Raw genomic sequence first — 16,091 nt, 5'->3', positions numbered from 1 at the left:
ACGGGCTGTTTTTATCACGGGCCTTTTTATAACAGCATCAATCGCTTGTCTCACGCCCCTCGGCATTGAGGGCGATGCGCCACCCTTCCAGTTTCGCGGGCTCGCTGCCGCTTGGCAGCAGGGCGTGGCTGCGCAGCCGCACGGTAAAGCAGCTCCCCTGCCCCGGGGTGGAGTCCACCAAGAGCTCGCCGCCCCAGCGGCTGATGATGCGGTGACTCAGGGCCAGCCCCAGTCCGGTGCCGGTGGCGCGGGTGGTGAAGAAGGGATCGAAGATCTTGTCGATAATGGCCGCCTCGATGCCGCTACCGTTGTCGATCACCCGCACCTCGGCCCTGCGCAGCTGACCCAGTTCATCGACCCAGTCGCGGCTCTCGACCCGGATCTCCCCCTTCTCTCCCAGCGCGTGGCTGGCGTTGACCAGCAGGTTTATCAGCACCTGCAGCAGCTGCTGTCGATCCGCCTCGATGGGCTGCTGGGCCCTGAGATCGGCCACCAGCTCCACCTGCTGCTGGCGCAGGGCGGAGCGCACCAGAGTCAGGCTCTCCTCGATGATGGGGTTGAGGTGCTGCCACACAGGCGCCGTCTCATAGTCGCCGGGGCGAGAGTATTGCAGCAGGCTGCGGGTGATGGCGCGGATGCGCTCGATCTGGGCCAGCACCAGCGCCAGCTCCTCGCTGACCGGCTCGGCCGCCTCCCCCAGCTCCAGCTTCATCAGCTCCACGTTGCCGAGGATCACCGCCAGCGGGTTGTTGATCTCGTGGGCCACCCCGGCCGAGAGCTCGCCAAGGGCCGCCAGCTTCTCGCTGATAAGCAGCTGCTGGCGCGCCTCGGTCAGCATATGGATATGATCTTCCAGCTCGGCAGTCTTGAGCTCGAGACTTTGGGTGCGCTCGGCCACCTTCTGCTCCAGCTCATCGGCGCTACGGGCCATCTGCTGCTGGTGCGCTTCCTGCCTGTCCAGCATGGCGTCAAACTGGCGACCGAGCTGGGCCAGCTCGTGGTCAGGGTCGAGGGCCAGCGGGCCGATGCGAGCCGACTCCCCGGCCTGCACCTGCCGCACCACCTTGTGCATCCGCTCGATGGGGGAGAAGAGATCCCGCGCGCCGCGATAGACCAGCAGGCCGGAGAGCAGCAACAGCAGCACCACGCCGGAGCCCAGCTCCACCAGATTGGTGAGGTAGGTGCGGATAATGGGCCACTCGAGAAAGCCCACATAGAGCATGCCGAGCCGCTCGCCCCTGGCGCCCAAGAGCGGCTCGTAACCCGAGACATACCAAGCGTCGTGAACGAAGGCGCGGTCAACCCACATCTCCCCCCGCCCCAGCACCTGCTCGCGCACTGGCGGCGAGACCCGGGTGCCCACCGCCCGGCCCACCTGACGGCGGCTGCTGACCGGCACATTGGTGCTCACCCGCAGATCGTCGAGAAACAGGGTGACGGTGCCGACGCTGCCATCCGGCAGGGTATTTTTGGCAAACACCTGGCCCTTGAGCTCATCCACCAGCCGGGTGCTGCCGTTGACAAGCTCGCCCCCCTCCAGCACCGCCCAGAGCGATCCGTCGCGACCCATCACAGGGGTCAGTGACAGGCTGATCAGCCCCCGGTTCTCCACCGCTTTGGTGCCATCCCGCTGCCACAACACGGCCCGCTTGGCCAGTTGCGGGGAGAGGGCGAGCATCTCCTGCTGCGACCAGACCACGAAGTGGCTGACGCTGCGCCCGGCCGTGAGGGCGGCGCGCTCCTGCGCCGTCAGCTGATCCAGCTCGGGGCCACGGCGCAAGCGCAGAAAATCGAGACCATAGTTGGCCGCCAGCGGCATCACCCAGTCATGCAGCTGATCCGGCGATTCCCGCAGCCGCAGCTGAAAGGCCCAGGCATCGCGCAGATGCTCGAGATGCTCGGTCTGGCGCTGCTGCTGCACCGTGATGGCGTGATGGGCCACCCCGAGATCGCTGCGCACCGTGGTGAGCAGGTTCTGCCAGCTGTAGGTGAGGGTCCAGTAGAGGGTGAGCGCAATCATGCCCACCAGGGTGAGCATGATGGGTACCGAGGTGAGCAGCAGCAGGCGCCAGCGCACCTTGGTGCGCACGCAACGGGGCAACAGCGCGCGCATGCAGCGGGAGAGCAGGGTCAGTTTCATCGCCACCCCATCCGATCAGCCTTCCTCATTCGATGGCCCACTCTTTGAATTTGCGATCCAGCGTCTTGCGCGCCACCCCGAGCACCCGGGAGGCGGCAGACTTGTTGCCATCATGGCTCGCCACCACCTGCAGGATGTGGGCTTTTTCCACCTCCGCCAGCGGCCACGCCAGCGGATAACCCTCCTCGCTCGTCCCCTGTTCGGCAGGCTTGCTGCTCTGCCAGTAATCCGCCGGGGGCTTGCCCAGCAGCAGGCAGCGCTCGATGAGGTTGCGCAGCTCCCGCACGTTGCCGGGCCAGGGGTAGGCCTGCATCGCCACCACATCCTCGTGGGTCCAGCTCAAGGAACCCATCCCCATCTCGGCGGTGAGCTGGCGGGTGAAGTGGTGTACCAGCGCGGGGATATCGTCGATCCGCTCCCGCAACGGGGCGACCGGCAGCGCCACCACGTTGAGGCGATAGAAGAGATCTTCGCGAAAGCGGCCCGCCTCCACCTCTTCCTTGAGGTTGCGGTTGGTGGCGGCGACGATGCGCACATCCACCGCCAATTCGCGCTCGGCACCGACCGGGCGGATGGCCTTCTGCTCCAGTGCCCGCAGCAGGGAGGCCTGCATGGCGAGCGGCATCTCGCCGATCTCGTCGAGAAACAGGGTGCCCTGATGGGCGACCCGAAACAGGCCGTCACGCCCCTTGCGGGCGCCGGTAAAGGCCCCCTGCACATGGCCGAACAGCTCGCTTTCCAGCAGCTCCGGCGCGATGGAGGCGCAGTTGAGGGGCACAAAGGCCCCCATCCGGCCAGAGAGTTGATGCAGGGCGCGGGCCACCAGCTCCTTGCCGGTGCCGGACTCCCCCTCCACCAGCACGGCGGCGTTGGAGGGAGCCACTCTGGCGATGAGCGTCTTGAGCTCGCGGGTCTTGGCACTGTCGCCGATCAGGGTGGGCGGGAAGAGCTTGCTCACCTCCCGGCGCAGCAGCAGGTTCTCCCGCTCCATCTGGCGGCGCTCGATGACTCTGTCCACCGCCTGCACCATTTGATCGAGGTTGAAGGGCTTGAGGATAAAGTCGCTGGCGCCGAGGCGCAGCGCCTTGAGGGCGGTCTCCATATCGCCAAAACCGGTCATGAAGATGATGTCGCTGCGGCGGGTGGCCGGGTCGATGGCTTCGTGCCACTCGATACCGGAGCGCCCCGGCAGCCGGATGTCGGCGATGATAAGGTCAAAGTGAAGGCGGCAGCGCAGGGCTTCCGCCTCCTCCACACTGGCGGCAGTCTCAATCTGGGCAAAACGCTTGGCCAGCGCCTTGGCCAGAAAGCTGCGCATGCCGGGCTCATCGTCAACGATAAGCAGGGAGAGGGCAGACCAGCGGCTGGGAGGGAGTGTCATGGAAAAAAGTACCTCGGATGCACGTACGGTCGGTGAATGTCCCGATAACCGGAACCTTAGTGGGACATTTTGTCCTTACCGTATCAAAAGCACCAACACCAATTATTAAAAGCGATAACAAGCTCACCTAATTGATTCTAATAAGCTTCTGTTTTTAAACGGCAAACCGTGAATGCAGCGGCAAAGGAACGGTTTGGCACCCTGCTTGCTTACTCTTGCCCTCTCCTCAGCCACCCTGAAAAAGTTGCATCACGATGACGATAAAAACCAGCCTCAAACGTTTTGCCCTCTCCCTCGCCACCAGCCTGCTGATCGCCGGTGCTGCCCACGCCGAAGCGGATACTAATGCCACAAAAGCGCCGATCCGCCTCGCCACCACCACCAGCACCGAGCAGTCCGGTCTGCTGGGCTGGCTGCTGCCCCAGTTCACCAAGGAGACTGGTTATCCGGTGCAGGTAATGGCGGCTGGTACCGGCCAGAGCCTGAAGATGGGCGAAAACGGCGACGCGGATCTGGTGATGACCCACGCCCCCTCTGCCGAGAAGAAGTTCGTCGATGCGGGCTTTGGCATCGAGCCGGTACACCTGATGTACAACGACTTCGTCATCGTCGGCCCGGCCAAAGATCCGGCGGGTCTCGGCAAACTGCACGACGCGGCCAAGGGGCTGCAAGCCATCAAGGAGCAGGGCCAGACCTTTATCTCCCGCGGTGACGAGTCCGGTACCCACATCAAGGAGAAGACCCTGTGGCAGGCGGCTGACGTCAAACCCGAGTTTGCCGGTTACAAATCCATCGGCCAGGGGATGGGCCCGACCCTGACCATGGCCTCGGAGCTGGGTGCCTACACCCTGACCGACCGCGGCACCTGGCTCGCCTACCAGAGCAAGCTGGATCTCGCCGTACTGCTGGAGGGTGACAAGCGCCTGTTCAACCCCTATCAGGTGATCCTGGTCAACCCCAAGCGCTACCCGGATCTCAACACCGAAGGGGCCCGCACCCTGAAGAACTGGCTGATCTCCGAGCATGGCCAGAAGCTGATCGGCGACTTCAAGGTGGCGGGTCAGGCGCTGTTTGTAGCGGATGCCAACGGGAAATAATGGCAACCCTGACCCCTGCGATGACCTTGATGGCCCTCCCCCGGTTCGCTGAGGGAGGCGCCTGATGCCGACCCTGCTCGACACGACCGTATTGACGGCCCTCGCCCTGCACGATGAGAGAGAGGTCTGATGCCGACATTGATCGACACGACATTGGCGGCTCTCGCCCTGCTGTTCAGTGGTGACACCGAACTGTGGCAGGTGGTGGGGGTCTCCTTCTCCGTCTCCTGCATCGCCCTGCTGTTGGTGCTGCTGCCCGCCTTGCTGCTGGGCTTTGCCCTGGCCTATCTGCCGCTGCCCGGCCGCTGGCTCTGGCTCTCCTGCATCAATACCCTGCAATCGGTGCCGACCGTGGTGATTGGCCTCTTGCTCTATATGCTGCTGTCGCGGGCCGGCCCCTTTGGCGACTGGAAGCTGCTCTTTACCCAGCAGGCGATGGTGGTGGGGCAGATGCTGATCGCCTTCCCGGTGATCGCCACCATGGCCCACGCGGCGTTTGTTCAGAGCGATCGGCGCGCCTGGGAAACCGCCCTGACCCTGGGGGTCTCCTGGCCCAAGGCGCTGATCGGCCTGATGCACGAGTGCCGTTTTGGTCTGCTGGCCGCCATCATCGGCGCCTTCAGCCGCATCGTCACCGAGGTGGGCTGCTCCATGATGGTAGGGGGCAATATCCTGCACTTCACCCGCAATATCCCCACCGCCATCGCGCTGGAGACCCAGAAAGGGGCCTTCACCCAGGGGGTGGCGCTCGGCATAGTGCTGCTCACCCTCGCCCTCTTGCTCAACCTGCTGCTCACCGCGTGTCGCGGCCACAGCTATCTGAAGAACTGACCATGCCCCCACTGTGTACCAACAGGAGTACCCCATGGCCCTGACCGCCCACCAGCTGACGATGCGCTTTGGCGAGCGCCAGCTGTTCGAGATTGACCGGCTCGCCATCGCACCGGGGGATGCCATCTGGCTGCACGGAGCCAACGGGGTAGGCAAGACCACTCTGCTCAAAATCCTGGCGGGGCTGCTGGCACCCACCCGCGGTCACACCAATCTGCCGGGGCGCTGGCAACAGCGGCTCAACCGGCTGCTCAAGCGGGATCTGGGGCCGGGCCGGGTCACCTATCTGCACCAGACTCCCTATCTGTTCGATCGCACGGTGCACGACAACGTGGCCTGGGCGCTCGATAAACAACTCGGCAGCGAGATCCGGGTGTTCGAGGCGCTGCGCCGGGTCGAGCTGGAAGGGCTGGCGCGGGAGCACATCAGCATCCTCTCTGGTGGCGAACGGCAACGGCTGGCGATGGCCCGCGCCTGGGCGCTGCAACCGGCCTTTCTGCTGATGGATGAGCCCACCGCCAATCTCGACACACATTCGGTTGCCCTGATGGCCGCATTGGCGCAAGATCTGCGGGAACATGGCAGCGGCCTGGTCGTCATCAGCCACCAGAGCAATGCCCTGACCGACCTGTGCGAGCGGCAATGGACCCTCGCCCGTGGCCAGCTGCAAGAGACGACCCCTTTAAAAATCATCGAGCGACATGACTTCAAGAAGCGAATCCCCCTCTAGCCCTTTTCCCGTGTCGGCAGTGATCCTCGCCGGCGGCCGCGCCACCCGGATGGGGGGCGAAGACAAGGGATGGGTAGCACTGGCGGGACGCCCTCTTATCGACCATGTTTTGGCGCGCCTGCGCCCCCAGGTAGATGAGGTATTGATCAACGCCAACCGCAGTCAGGCCCGCTATCAGGCGCTGGCCCCGGTCATCAGCGATGACAACAACGACTATCTCGGCCCGCTGGCGGGCATGCAGGCAGGTCTTGCTGCCGCCCGTCACGACTGGGTGCTGTTTGTCCCTTGCGATGGCCCCGCCCTGCCGCTGGATCTGATGAGCCGCTTTCGCGCCGCCCTGACCCCGGATACCGAGCTGGTAGTGGCCCACGATGGCGACTGGTTGCAACCCGTGGTGGCCCTGCTGCACAAATCCCTGCTCCCCTCCCTCACCGCTGCGTTGGCAGAGGGAGAGCGCAAAATCGATATCTGGTTTGCCCGCCACAATATGGCGGTGGTGAGCTTTGCCGATCAGCCGGATGCCTTTATCAATCTCAATAGCCCTGCCGAGCTGGCCGCCTACGAGGCCCGTCTGCTCGCCCCGGCTATCGACCCCCAACAAGGAGTCACCTCATGACCCCGGCCCCCACCCTTCCCCTGCTCGGCTTCGCCGCCTGGAGCGGCACCGGCAAGACCACCTTGCTGGAGCAGTTGATCCCCCTGCTGGTGGATCGCGGCCTGCGCATCGGGGTGCTCAAGCACGCACACCACGACTTTGATATCGATCAGCCGGGCAAAGACAGCTATCGTCTGCGCAAGGCGGGTGCCCAGCAGATGATGGTCGCCTCCCGTCGTCGTCATGCTCGCATTACTGAAACAACGCACGGCGAGACCGAGCTGGCCGAAGCGGACTTTCGCCAGCTGCTGGCCAGCTTCGATCAAACAGAGCTCGATCTGCTCTTGGTCGAGGGGTTCAAGCACGAACACTTCCCGAAAATCGAGCTGCACCGCGCCGAGATTGGCAAGCCGCTGCTCTTCCCCGAAGACAGCGACATCATCGCGCTGGCCAGCGATCAGCCCCAACAGAGTGGCGAACAACAGCAGACAAGCCTGCCTCGCCTCGATATCAACGATCTGGCGGCCATTGCCGACTTCGTCTGCCGCTGGCTTGACGGCTGCCAGAGCAAGGAGCCGGAGGCGGGCAAGGGCTTTCTCTCGGTCGAGGCGGCCCGCAACGCCATTCTGGCGGCCCTCACCCCGAGCACGGCCTGCAGCGACAAACCGCTGGCCCAGAGCCACGGCGCCGTGCTGGCCGCCGATCTGATAAGCCCTATCAATGTGCCGCCCCACGCCAACTCGGCGATGGATGGCATTGGCCTTCGTAGCGACGATCTCGCCGCCGGCCGCTGGCAACTGGTGGGGGAAGTGCTGGCAGGCCAGCAGCGCCACGAGCCTGTGCTGGCCGGTCAGGCGGTGCAGATCATGACCGGCGCCCCGCTGCCCCCCGGTGTCGATACCGTGGTGATGCGTGAAGAGACGCTGATTGAAGGTGAGTGGGTTACGGTCACCGCACCGATCCAGGCGGGACAGAATGTGCGCCTCGCCGGGGAAGATCTCGCCAAAGGTGCGGTCGCCATCCCGGCCGGTACCTGGCTTGGCGCCCCCCAGCTGGGGCTGGCGGCATCACTCGGTCAGGCATCGCTCTGCGTGCGCACCCCGCTGAAAGTGGCGCTGTTCAGTACCGGCGACGAGGTACAGGCCCCGGGCGAACTGCTCGCCCCCGGCCATATCTTCGACAGCAACCGCTTCACCCTGATGGCCCTTATTCGCGCCGCCGGTTGCGAGGTGATGGACCTTGGCATCATTCCCGATGACAAGACCATTCTGCGCCAGCAGCTGGAGCAGGCCGCCGCCAGCGCCGATCTGGTGCTGAGCTCGGGCGGGGTCTCGGTGGGCAATGCCGACTTTATCAAGCTGGTGCTGGCGGAGCTCGGCCAGATCGATTTCTGGCGCATCCAGATGCGGCCGGGCCGCCCGCTCGCCTTTGGCAAGCTGGGGCAGACCCCCTTCTTCGGCCTGCCGGGCAATCCGGTGGCGGCGATGATCTGCGTGCTGCAGTTTGTCGAGCCCGCCATCGCCCGCTTGCAAGGCAAGCGGTGGCAGCCGCTGCGCCTCTCGGCACTGGCAGACGAGAAGATGAAGAGCCGCCCGGGACGCACCGAGTTTCTGCGCGGCATCTTTCATCAGGACCGTAACGGCCAGCTGCGGGTGCGCACCACAGGGCCACAGGGCTCGGGCATTCTCAGCTCCATGGCCGAGGCCAACTGCCTGATTGAAATCGTACCGGATCAACCCGGGATCGCCGTTGGCGAGCGGGTCTGGATCCACCCCCTGCAGGGACGACTGGCCTAAATCCCGACGGGGCGTCGGCCGGATGCACGGCGCCCCGTCACCCACCTGACAGGAGGCAGACCGTGCGTCTTGATGCCCCCCTCTCCCGACTCGATCTGCTGGTCTATGGCCGCTACCGGATCGTCCATGGCCTGCGCATTGCGCTCGCCTTTATGCTCACCTTTCTGCTGACCCGCGAGCTGAAACTGCCGGAGAGCACCTGGCCGCTGATAACCTTGGTGGTGGTGATGGGCCCCATCTCGTTTTGGGGCAATGTGCTCTCCCGCGCCCTGCAGCGGGTGGTGGGCACCATCTTCGGCGCCAGTTGCGGGGTGGTGGCGCTCTATCTCGAGATCTACTCGCTACCACTTACCCTGATCTGGTGCGGGTGCATCATGTTCCTCTGCGGCTATCTGGCCCTCGGCAAGCGCCCCTATGTGGGGCTGCTGATCGGCATCACCCTGGGAGTCACCATGGGGGCCATGCCGGGGGATATAGAGACGGCGCTGTGGCGCAGTGCCGATGTGATACTGGGCTCCCTGCTGGCGCTGCTCTTTTGCAGCATCTATCCCCAGCGGGCCTACAGCCACTGGCGCCTGCAGTTGCACCAGATCTTGCAGCAGTCGGGGCGGCTCTATCACACCCACCTATCCCCCAATGTGCTGGAGCGCCCGCGCCTCAAGCACAATCTCTCCCAACTGCTGGCACAGACCGGCAAACTGCGGGCCCTGCTGGCCCCGGCGGCCAAGGAGACACGCCACAGCGTCGCCCTGTTTGATGCGGTGCAGGTCACCATGCGCAACACCCTCTGCACTCTTGAGATGCTGGCCAACACCTACTGGAACGATCGGGAGAGCCACTTCCTGATGCAGAGCACGGCTGCGCTGCAAGCCTGCCATCTGGCCACCGAGGAGGCGATCAACCAGCTTGCCCTGATGATGCAAACCGGTGACGGTCGCGGGGCCGATGCCGCCATCGCCCGCCTGCACGAGGTGGCGACCCAGGTATCGCTGCCGCCCAACGCAGAGGCAGCCATCAATGGCTACCTCTGGCTCAACGTCCAGCTGACCGAACAGCTCACCCACCTGCGCCGCCTGCTGGGACTGATCCTCACCCCGCCCCATCGCAAGCAGCCGGACTAGACCCAATGCAAAACGCCCCGCAGTTGCGGGGCGTTCTTGTCGGCATAGGCACTGATGATCAGGTCGCCGTGCGGGCGTTCTCGCTCATCTGCTCCAGCTCTGACCGGGTCAGGGTAGAAACAAACTTGCCATCAAAATAGATATCCATCAGCTCACCACGCTTTTCTCCGCGCATCATGCTGCTGCGACCATCCAGATAGTGCACCTCCATCTGGGCGGTATGCTCGTCCGGGTAGCTGATCTCCACCTCGCGTACCCCTTGCGGCAGCATGGCCAGCGGCACCGTCTTGAGGGCCGGATCCAGATGCTGGTTCACCTTGATCACCGGATCGGCTTTCATGTCCACCACAGCCGGAGACTTGCCGGTGATGGGGTTCTTGCCAGACCAGAACTCGATGGTATTGAAGACGAACAGGTCAGCGGTCGCGGCCAGACCGTAGACAGGGGAGAGCAGCATAAAGACCCCGGCACGAGCGTAGCGGTTATCCACCACGCTCAGGTTGCCCTTGGTGACCATGCCGGAAAGCCCCATCTGCCCCATACAGCCGCCCAGACCCATGCTCGCGACCATAACCAGCAGGGCCATTGCCCGCCCCTTCTGTTGTAATGCCATCTTGTTCTGTTCCTGCTCTGAAATAAATGAGGCGGCAAGCCTAATCAAGGGGCCAGAAGAGGACAATTCACAATGGCGGGACGATACAGGAGGGGTTCAGATTGGCGTACCAAGTGAGCAATAAATAAGCACCGATGGAATAATCATCCATTCGGTGCCTCGTTCAACAACCAATAACCGTCAGGAGCCGATGGCCAGATTGGAGACTGTCTCGGTCACATTGATGGCGCCCTGCTCGATCTGTGACATCACGCCACTCACCTCGCCGATCTGCTCCTTGCCACGCTGGGCACTGGTGGCCACCTCATTGATGTTGCCGGTGATCTGGGCCGTCAGTTCGCGGTTTTTCTGAACCACGCTGGCGATCTCGCCGGTCGAGAGGGAGGTGCGCGCAGCCAGCTGACGTACTTCGTCGGCCACCACCGCAAAACCGCGCCCCTGATCGCCGGCCCGGGCTGCCTCAATGGCGGCGTTAAGGGCCAGCAGATTGGTCTGCTCGGCAATACTGCTGATGGTAGATACGATGGCTTCAATGCTTTTCGACTGCTCATTGAGCTGGCCAATCAGACCGGAAGTGCGGCTCACCTGTTCGGAAATGGCGCTGGAGATGGCAACCGATGCCGCCAGCAGTTCAGACCCGGTTTCGGCAAAGCGGGTGGTCTCCTGCGAAATGGTCTGGGCTATGTTGGCCGCCTCGCTCACTGCCTGGGAGCGCTTGATCCGCTCTGTCACCTCACTGGCAAACTTGATCACCTTGACCACCTTGCCGCTCTCATCCTTGATGGGGTTGTAGGTAGCCTCCAGCCAGATCTCGTTGCCGTGGCTGTCACGACGACTGAACAGCCCCGACTTGAGCTGGCCGTGGGCCAGATCGTCCCAGAAGTGAGGTTGCTCGTGATAGAAGCTCTCATCGCAAAACAGCCTGTGATGCTGCCCCTTGAGCTGCGAAAGGGAGTAACCGACGCAGGAGAGGAAATTCTGATTGGCCGTCACAATCTCCCCCTTGGGGGTGAACTCGATAATGGCGAGTGCCCGATCGAGTGCCGAGATGATCGCTTTCTGACGACTCAACTGCTGATAACTCTCGGTGATATCGGAGGCTATCTTGACGACCCTGACCACCTTGCCCTCAACCTTGACCGGGAAGTAGGTAGCCTCCAGCCACAACTCCCTGCCATGTTTGTCAATGCGCTGGTAGATGCCACTGTGGGAATGCCCCTGACGCAACTGTTCCCAAAACTGGGCATAGGAGGATGACTGGGCGTAGTGGGCATCACAAAAGATCCGGTGGTGTTTACCAATTACCTCCTGCTCGCTATAGCCCACCACACTCAGAAACAGCGGGTTCGCCTCGAGGATCTCGCCACTTGGTGTGAAACTGATGGTAGCGACACCGACTTTTACTGCATCAATAAATGCCTGGGCCTGGGCCAACTGCATTTGACACGCTTGTAATTCCGCTTTGAGTTTGAAGTTGAACATCTTGCCCTGCCCCTCTGTTACCTGTTTACAACTACATCACATCTGCATGAACTTTAGACGAGAAAGCAGAGGGATAACGGGGTCCCATCGATTAAGGTGCCAGATCCCACTCCAGATAGGCCGGATTGGCGACAAAGCCGATCCGCTCATAGAGAGGGCGCCCCTGCTCGCTGGCATGGAGCCACACCTTGCCCAGCTGACGCGATCTGGCGAAGGCCGTTATGGCATCGAGCAGCGCCGTGGCGATCCCCTGCTGGCGCCATTGTGGCCGCGTATACATATTGAGCAGGTACCCCTCCACTCCCGCCAGATTGCCGGGATAGGGCGGCCGTTCAAATAATGCCAGCGTCCCTGCCGCCACGATCTGTTTGCCGCCCTCCTGCGTATCGGCCTCAGCCAGCCAGGATAAAGCACTCTCTTCACTCATCGCCCGGGTAAAGTAGTCAAGGGTGGCCTGCCACAAGGCCGGGTCTGCCTGCGGCGTCACCAGCTCACCGACCTCACAAAACAGCTCCATGCGCAGCGCCACCAGTGCGGGAATATCTACGACCCTTGCCTGACGAATAATCATTGGCTGCTCCTTTTCTCTCATGGGAAATTTCGCCGGCCGTCATTATGACAAAGAGCGCCTTGTGGCGCTCTTTGTCATTGGGGAAATCACTGATAAATCAATGGCTGCGACGTGTCAGCCAGTGATCCAGGCTCAGCACACCGCCGCCCCAGATGATCAGGGTCAGCAGCATCCAGCCCCACAGCTGGTGATCGTAAAAGCCACCCGCCCAGAGGGTCGGGTAGGAGATCACCGCCATGATATTGAAGCCAAACAGCAGCAAGGCGGCTGGGCGAGTAAAAAGCCCCGCCAGCAGGAAGAGCGGCAGCAGCAGCTCGGTCGCCGTCCCCAGATAAGCAGCCCACAACCAGGGCAACAGGGGCACCTGATACTCGGATTCAAACAGATAGAGGGTGGAATCCCACGCCGTGAGCTTGAGCCAGCCTGAAGTGAAAAAAACCGAGGCGACCCAAAGCCGCGCCAGCAACAGCACACCAGCGCTGCTCCAGCGCGGCAAATCACCACTCGAGCTGGCCAGCGCCAGCCATTTGTTTGCCATCATGGCATGACCTCCATATCCACCAGCAGACCAAGGGCTATCAGGCGAGTGAGATGTTCATTGGCCGCAGGGTCGGCCGCCAGCAGTTCGACCAGCGCCGTACCGGCGAGACAACCCTGTAGCAGCGCCCACTCACCCGCCGTCAGGGGCAAGGGGGCAACCCGGCAATCCGGCTGTTTCTTCAATGCCAACCAGACGGGGGCATCAAGCACCTCCACCGCTTCACCACCGTGCAGCGCCATCTGCCACAGGGCCAGCACCGGATAATCGCTGGCAACCAGCAGCAGATCCGTGGCTGGCAAGAGTCGCAGCCGCTCCCATTGTTGCGGCGATAATGCGGCCAGACGCTCGGCTGGCCAGCAGCGTGATTCCAGCGGCAGCAGACTGGCACGCTCAAGCTGCCATTCGAACTGAGCCAGCGCCTCCAGCCAGGGCAGTCCGGTTGTAGTCGGCAAGCGGGCCAACCATTGGCCAAATCCGGCGCCATAGTGCATGACGCTCCCTTCCCTGAGCGGCTCGGCCAATACGAAGCCACGGGCCGCCGCTGCAAAAAAGTCATCCCCGACCATGGCCTTGACGGCGGGATAACTGCTCGCCAGCACCTCGCCAAGGCTCAGGATGAAGTGGTTGCGATAGACCTGCAGCACCGATTCGGCAGAAAAGAGCCGGGAGCTGATGTGAGGGGAAATGGCGTCAGGCGCTCCCAGCAGACCATCGGCAAAGCGCTGTTGCAGCTGTGCCAGTTCAGCCATGGGCCACCTCCCGTGGTGCACTCATGGCACGCGCCTCATCCAGAATGGCGCCGGCCTGCGCCGCCTCTGCCAGCAAGACCGGCAGCGGCGGGATCTCGAGGTCCCACTCAATCAGGGTGGGAATGGCCTGCTTGCGGCAGATCTGGCGATAGAGTTCCCAGACCGGCTCCACCACAGGGGCGCTGTGGGTATCGATATAAAGGGAGCCTTCCGGCAGCTGTTTCTCGGTATAACCGGCCAGATGGATCTCCCCGACGGTGGCGAGATCGATCGCCGCCAGATACTCATCGCAAGAGAAACCGTGATTGAAGGCACTGACATAGAGATTGTTGAGGTCGAGCAGGATGCCGCACTCGCTGCGCTGCTGCAGCTCGGCCAGAAATTCCCACTCGCTCATCTCCCCGGGCAGTTGCAGATAGGAGGAGGGATTTTCAATCAGCATGCGGCAACCCAGAGTCTGTTGTACCTGCTGGATCTTGTCGCTCATGTTGCGCAGGGAGGCTCGGGTATAGGGCACTGGCAGCAGATCGTTGAAGTAACGCCCACCAATGCTGCCCCAGCTGAGATGTTCGGAGATCCGTACCGGTTTGATCGCCGCGGCCAGTGTCGACAACTGCTGCAGATGGTGCGGATCGAGCGGGTCGGCAGAACCGAGGGACATGCCAACGCCGTGAAGACTGACTGGGTAGTGCTGCGCCAGTTCGGCGAGCACCTGAAAACCCTGGCTGTGCCGTTCGAAGTAATTTTCACTGTGCACCTCCAGCCAACCGACTGCCGGCAGGGTTTGCCGGATCTCGTCGTAATGGGGAGTGCGTAATCCGATGCCAATCAAAGGGTTCATCGCAAGACTCGCTTTCGCCAACCAGAGAAGATGCAGGGGGCGGCCCGTTGGCCATCCCCTGCCCGATGTCTCTTACTTCGGTTGCAGCGAACCGCCGACCAGCTTCTCGCACAGCCCTTTGGGCATCACCACAAAGGCATCACCCTGAGCATCTTCCTTGGCGGTACCGGCGCAGGAGCTGCTCTTGGTCGCACAGTCATTCTTGCTGGCCTTGACCACGCCGTAGCACTTCTCCTTTTCATCGGCAGCCATGGCTGGCGCCGCGATAAATTGGGCGCCCAGCGCCAGTAGACCGGTCATGGCGGAGGCGATAGCAGTGCTTTTTTTAACATTCATGTTCATGTTCCTTTTGATGTCGTTGGATGTTGCTGATATCCCCGATTTGTCGCAACCGGGTACCTGCAATAGAACCGGCAAACGGGATATTCCCTTTCAAAAAAAACACAAAATGAGTTAAAAAATCCAAAGGCAGACACTCAATCAATTGATTTTAAACAGCTATTTCATCATTAAAAATTTCTCGACGACTACCTATTAATGAACGAGGAAAGTGCCATATGGTGCTTTCATCCCGTTAATCTTCTTCACTGCTTCCATCAAAAGAGATGCGTCAGACATAAAAAATCCCTGCCAACAGGCAGGGCTGGATGCAACTTTAAAGAAACAAGACATAAACAATCGGAGTGGTGTTGGGAGCCAGGAGTTGCGGCAAGCAGATAAAAAAAGAGACAGCTTTGGCTGTCTCTTTTTGCACATGGTGCGAATGGGGTTTAGTAGAAGATCCGCTCGCCACGCTCGCTCATTTTGAGCCACACCGGTTTGGTGCTGGTTTTGTTCCAGATCCGGTGCAGATAGCTGTAGAAGCGGGCACGATCGCTGCGAAACAGCATCACGGGGAAAGCCAGAATGCCCACCAGCAATACATAAATACGACGAAGAATAATCTGAGTCAGGGAAAAGGGATGAAACATGATGTAACTCCTTACTGGTAAGACCACTGAGCAAAGATTACCCCACTCCATGTAGGATTACTACATCACCAACGCATTTTTTTATAAAAAAATGGTGAAAAACGGGAAATACTGAAAACGGGTTACGTCATTAACCAACAGTTAACAAACTTGCGAAAATCGTGCGCTTTGCCACAGTTATCAGGGGAAAAACATGCAGTAGGGAGACACGCATGAAACTGCCGGAAGTGGCACTGCTGGTGCTGATGGTTGCCCTGACACGGGCACAACTGGAGGAATGGCAACTGAATCGGGAAGATACCATCGTGCTGGCCGAACGGGGCGTGCCCACCGTCAGCCTGTGGCAATGTGGCACGCTGAAGCAACGGATCGCGGATCTCAACCAGCACAGTGCCGAGGTGCAGTTTCAATATCGGGGGCAAAACATGGCGGATGTGAGCCACTATCTCGAGCGCGAGTGGAAACAGGCTGGCTGCGAACAGTTACTGGTACAGCAAGGATACTGACCAAAGCTCAGACTCGAAGAGTGATGATTGAGATAAACAGAGAAAAGATGGAGGCACGTTCCGGAGTCGAACCGGACTAAACGGATTTGCAATCCGCTGCATAACCGCTTTGCTAACGCGCCATGC

17 protein-coding genes and 1 tRNA gene are annotated in these 16,091 nt (G+C 61.5%); 7 read left to right on the top strand and 11 right to left on the bottom strand.

Features of this window, described 5'->3' with window-relative positions; genetic code table 11:
• Positions 1 to 37: 37 nt before the first annotated feature.
• A complete protein-coding gene (locus G5533_RS02815; RefSeq protein ID WP_441254443.1) occupies positions 38 to 2,140 on the bottom strand; it encodes a sensor histidine kinase in 2,103 nt (700 codons plus the stop codon).
• Positions 2,141 to 2,165: 25 nt separating this feature from the next.
• Entirely contained in the window at positions 2,166 to 3,521 is a 1,356-nt protein-coding gene (locus G5533_RS02810) for a sigma-54-dependent transcriptional regulator (RefSeq protein ID WP_266134262.1), read from the bottom strand.
• A gap of 254 nt (positions 3,522 to 3,775) precedes the next feature.
• Here G5533_RS02810 and G5533_RS02805 point away from each other — a divergent pair, with 254 nt between their 5' ends.
• From G5533_RS02805 to G5533_RS02780, 6 genes are all read left to right on the top strand, one after another.
• Positions 3,776 to 4,618 carry a substrate-binding domain-containing protein gene (locus G5533_RS02805; protein ID WP_266134263.1) on the top strand — a complete coding sequence of 281 codons (843 nt, stop codon included), beginning with the start codon at positions 3,776 to 3,778 and terminating at the stop codon, positions 4,616 to 4,618.
• A gap of 129 nt (positions 4,619 to 4,747) precedes the next feature.
• Complete coding sequence (locus tag G5533_RS02800; RefSeq protein WP_019446238.1) at positions 4,748 to 5,449, top strand: ABC transporter permease; 702 nt, start codon at positions 4,748 to 4,750, stop codon at positions 5,447 to 5,449.
• A gap of 34 nt (positions 5,450 to 5,483) precedes the next feature.
• A complete protein-coding gene (locus tag G5533_RS02795) occupies positions 5,484 to 6,179 on the top strand; it encodes an energy-coupling factor ABC transporter ATP-binding protein (RefSeq protein WP_441254442.1) in 696 nt (231 codons plus the stop codon).
• Positions 6,151 to 6,795, top strand: coding sequence for a molybdenum cofactor guanylyltransferase MobA (gene mobA, locus G5533_RS02790; protein WP_441254441.1), 645 nt, complete (start codon positions 6,151 to 6,153; stop codon positions 6,793 to 6,795). Before G5533_RS02795 ends, mobA begins: the two co-directional genes overlap by 29 nt.
• Entirely contained in the window at positions 6,792 to 8,570 is a 1,779-nt protein-coding gene (locus tag G5533_RS02785) for a bifunctional molybdopterin-guanine dinucleotide biosynthesis adaptor protein MobB/molybdopterin molybdotransferase MoeA (RefSeq protein WP_227342171.1), read from the top strand. Before mobA ends, G5533_RS02785 begins: the two co-directional genes overlap by 4 nt.
• A gap of 62 nt (positions 8,571 to 8,632) precedes the next feature.
• Complete coding sequence (locus G5533_RS02780; protein ID WP_042054492.1) at positions 8,633 to 9,691, top strand: FUSC family protein; 1,059 nt, start codon at positions 8,633 to 8,635, stop codon at positions 9,689 to 9,691.
• Positions 9,692 to 9,749: 58 nt separating this feature from the next.
• Here the strand turns inward: G5533_RS02780 and G5533_RS02775 are convergent, their stop codons facing one another.
• From G5533_RS02775 to G5533_RS02740, 8 genes are all read right to left on the bottom strand, one after another.
• Entirely contained in the window at positions 9,750 to 10,304 is a 555-nt protein-coding gene (locus tag G5533_RS02775; RefSeq protein ID WP_421255843.1) for a DUF3332 domain-containing protein, read from the bottom strand.
• A gap of 180 nt (positions 10,305 to 10,484) precedes the next feature.
• A complete protein-coding gene (locus tag G5533_RS02770; protein WP_216978275.1) occupies positions 10,485 to 11,786 on the bottom strand; it encodes a methyl-accepting chemotaxis protein in 1,302 nt (433 codons plus the stop codon).
• Positions 11,787 to 11,877: 91 nt separating this feature from the next.
• Positions 11,878 to 12,357 carry a GNAT family N-acetyltransferase gene (locus tag G5533_RS02765; protein ID WP_441254440.1) on the bottom strand — a complete coding sequence of 160 codons (480 nt, stop codon included), beginning with the start codon at positions 12,355 to 12,357 and terminating at the stop codon, positions 11,878 to 11,880.
• A 97-nt stretch (positions 12,358 to 12,454) separates the two neighbouring features.
• Positions 12,455 to 12,898, bottom strand: a complete 444-nt coding sequence (locus G5533_RS02760) for a DoxX family protein (protein WP_047439976.1) — start codon at positions 12,896 to 12,898, stop codon at positions 12,455 to 12,457.
• On the bottom strand, positions 12,895 to 13,647 hold the full coding sequence (locus G5533_RS02755; protein ID WP_441254439.1) for an HvfC/BufC family peptide modification chaperone: 753 nt from the start codon (positions 13,645 to 13,647) through the stop codon (positions 12,895 to 12,897). Before G5533_RS02755 ends, G5533_RS02760 begins: the two co-directional genes overlap by 4 nt.
• A complete protein-coding gene (gene bufB, locus G5533_RS02750) occupies positions 13,640 to 14,488 on the bottom strand; it encodes an MNIO family bufferin maturase (RefSeq protein ID WP_005362133.1) in 849 nt (282 codons plus the stop codon). Before bufB ends, G5533_RS02755 begins: the two co-directional genes overlap by 8 nt.
• Positions 14,489 to 14,560: 72 nt before the next feature.
• Complete coding sequence (locus G5533_RS02745) at positions 14,561 to 14,824, bottom strand: BufA1 family periplasmic bufferin-type metallophore (protein WP_005334862.1); 264 nt, start codon at positions 14,822 to 14,824, stop codon at positions 14,561 to 14,563.
• Positions 14,825 to 15,258: 434 nt separating this feature from the next.
• Entirely contained in the window at positions 15,259 to 15,459 is a 201-nt protein-coding gene (locus G5533_RS02740) for a YbfA family protein (RefSeq protein ID WP_005334863.1), read from the bottom strand.
• Between the two features lie 212 nt (positions 15,460 to 15,671).
• Between G5533_RS02740 and G5533_RS02735 the strand changes: the two genes are divergently transcribed.
• Positions 15,672 to 15,965 carry a hypothetical protein gene (locus tag G5533_RS02735; protein WP_323911541.1) on the top strand — a complete coding sequence of 98 codons (294 nt, stop codon included), beginning with the start codon at positions 15,672 to 15,674 and terminating at the stop codon, positions 15,963 to 15,965.
• Positions 15,966 to 16,013: 48 nt separating this feature from the next.
• Here the strand turns inward: G5533_RS02735 and G5533_RS02730 are convergent.
• Positions 16,014 to 16,087 (bottom strand) — tRNA-Cys (locus tag G5533_RS02730).
• Between the last annotated feature and the right edge of the window lie 4 nt (positions 16,088 to 16,091).

Origin of the sequence: Aeromonas sp. A600620, from assembly GCF_029479985.1 — a bacterium.
Lineage (GTDB): Bacteria > Pseudomonadota > Gammaproteobacteria > Enterobacterales > Aeromonadaceae > Aeromonas > Aeromonas veronii_A.
Note: the sequence above shows the minus strand (reverse complement) of the source record. Positions and strands in the feature narration are given on the sequence as shown.

Coding starts and splice junctions, on each gene's coding strand:
- G5533_RS02795 (WP_441254442.1), top strand. CDS start 5,484: ATGGCCCTGACCGCCCACCAGCTGACGATGCGCTTTGGCGAGCGCCAG.
- G5533_RS02770 (WP_216978275.1), bottom strand. CDS start 11,786: ATGTTCAACTTCAAACTCAAAGCGGAATTACAAGCGTGTCAAATGCAG.
- mobA (WP_441254441.1), top strand. CDS start 6,151: ATGACTTCAAGAAGCGAATCCCCCTCTAGCCCTTTTCCCGTGTCGGCA.
- G5533_RS02785 (WP_227342171.1), top strand. CDS start 6,792: ATGACCCCGGCCCCCACCCTTCCCCTGCTCGGCTTCGCCGCCTGGAGC.
- G5533_RS02805 (WP_266134263.1), top strand. CDS start 3,776: ATGACGATAAAAACCAGCCTCAAACGTTTTGCCCTCTCCCTCGCCACC.
- G5533_RS02745 (WP_005334862.1), bottom strand. CDS start 14,824: ATGAATGTTAAAAAAAGCACTGCTATCGCCTCCGCCATGACCGGTCTA.
- bufB (WP_005362133.1), bottom strand. CDS start 14,488: ATGAACCCTTTGATTGGCATCGGATTACGCACTCCCCATTACGACGAG.
- G5533_RS02815 (WP_441254443.1), bottom strand. CDS start 2,140: ATGAAACTGACCCTGCTCTCCCGCTGCATGCGCGCGCTGTTGCCCCGT.
- G5533_RS02775 (WP_421255843.1), bottom strand. CDS start 10,304: ATGGCATTACAACAGAAGGGGCGGGCAATGGCCCTGCTGGTTATGGTC.
- G5533_RS02735 (WP_323911541.1), top strand. CDS start 15,672: ATGAAACTGCCGGAAGTGGCACTGCTGGTGCTGATGGTTGCCCTGACA.
- G5533_RS02760 (WP_047439976.1), bottom strand. CDS start 12,898: ATGATGGCAAACAAATGGCTGGCGCTGGCCAGCTCGAGTGGTGATTTG.
- G5533_RS02755 (WP_441254439.1), bottom strand. CDS start 13,647: ATGGCTGAACTGGCACAGCTGCAACAGCGCTTTGCCGATGGTCTGCTG.
- G5533_RS02740 (WP_005334863.1), bottom strand. CDS start 15,459: ATGTTTCATCCCTTTTCCCTGACTCAGATTATTCTTCGTCGTATTTAT.
- G5533_RS02765 (WP_441254440.1), bottom strand. CDS start 12,357: ATGATTATTCGTCAGGCAAGGGTCGTAGATATTCCCGCACTGGTGGCG.
- G5533_RS02800 (WP_019446238.1), top strand. CDS start 4,748: ATGCCGACATTGATCGACACGACATTGGCGGCTCTCGCCCTGCTGTTC.
- G5533_RS02810 (WP_266134262.1), bottom strand. CDS start 3,521: ATGACACTCCCTCCCAGCCGCTGGTCTGCCCTCTCCCTGCTTATCGTT.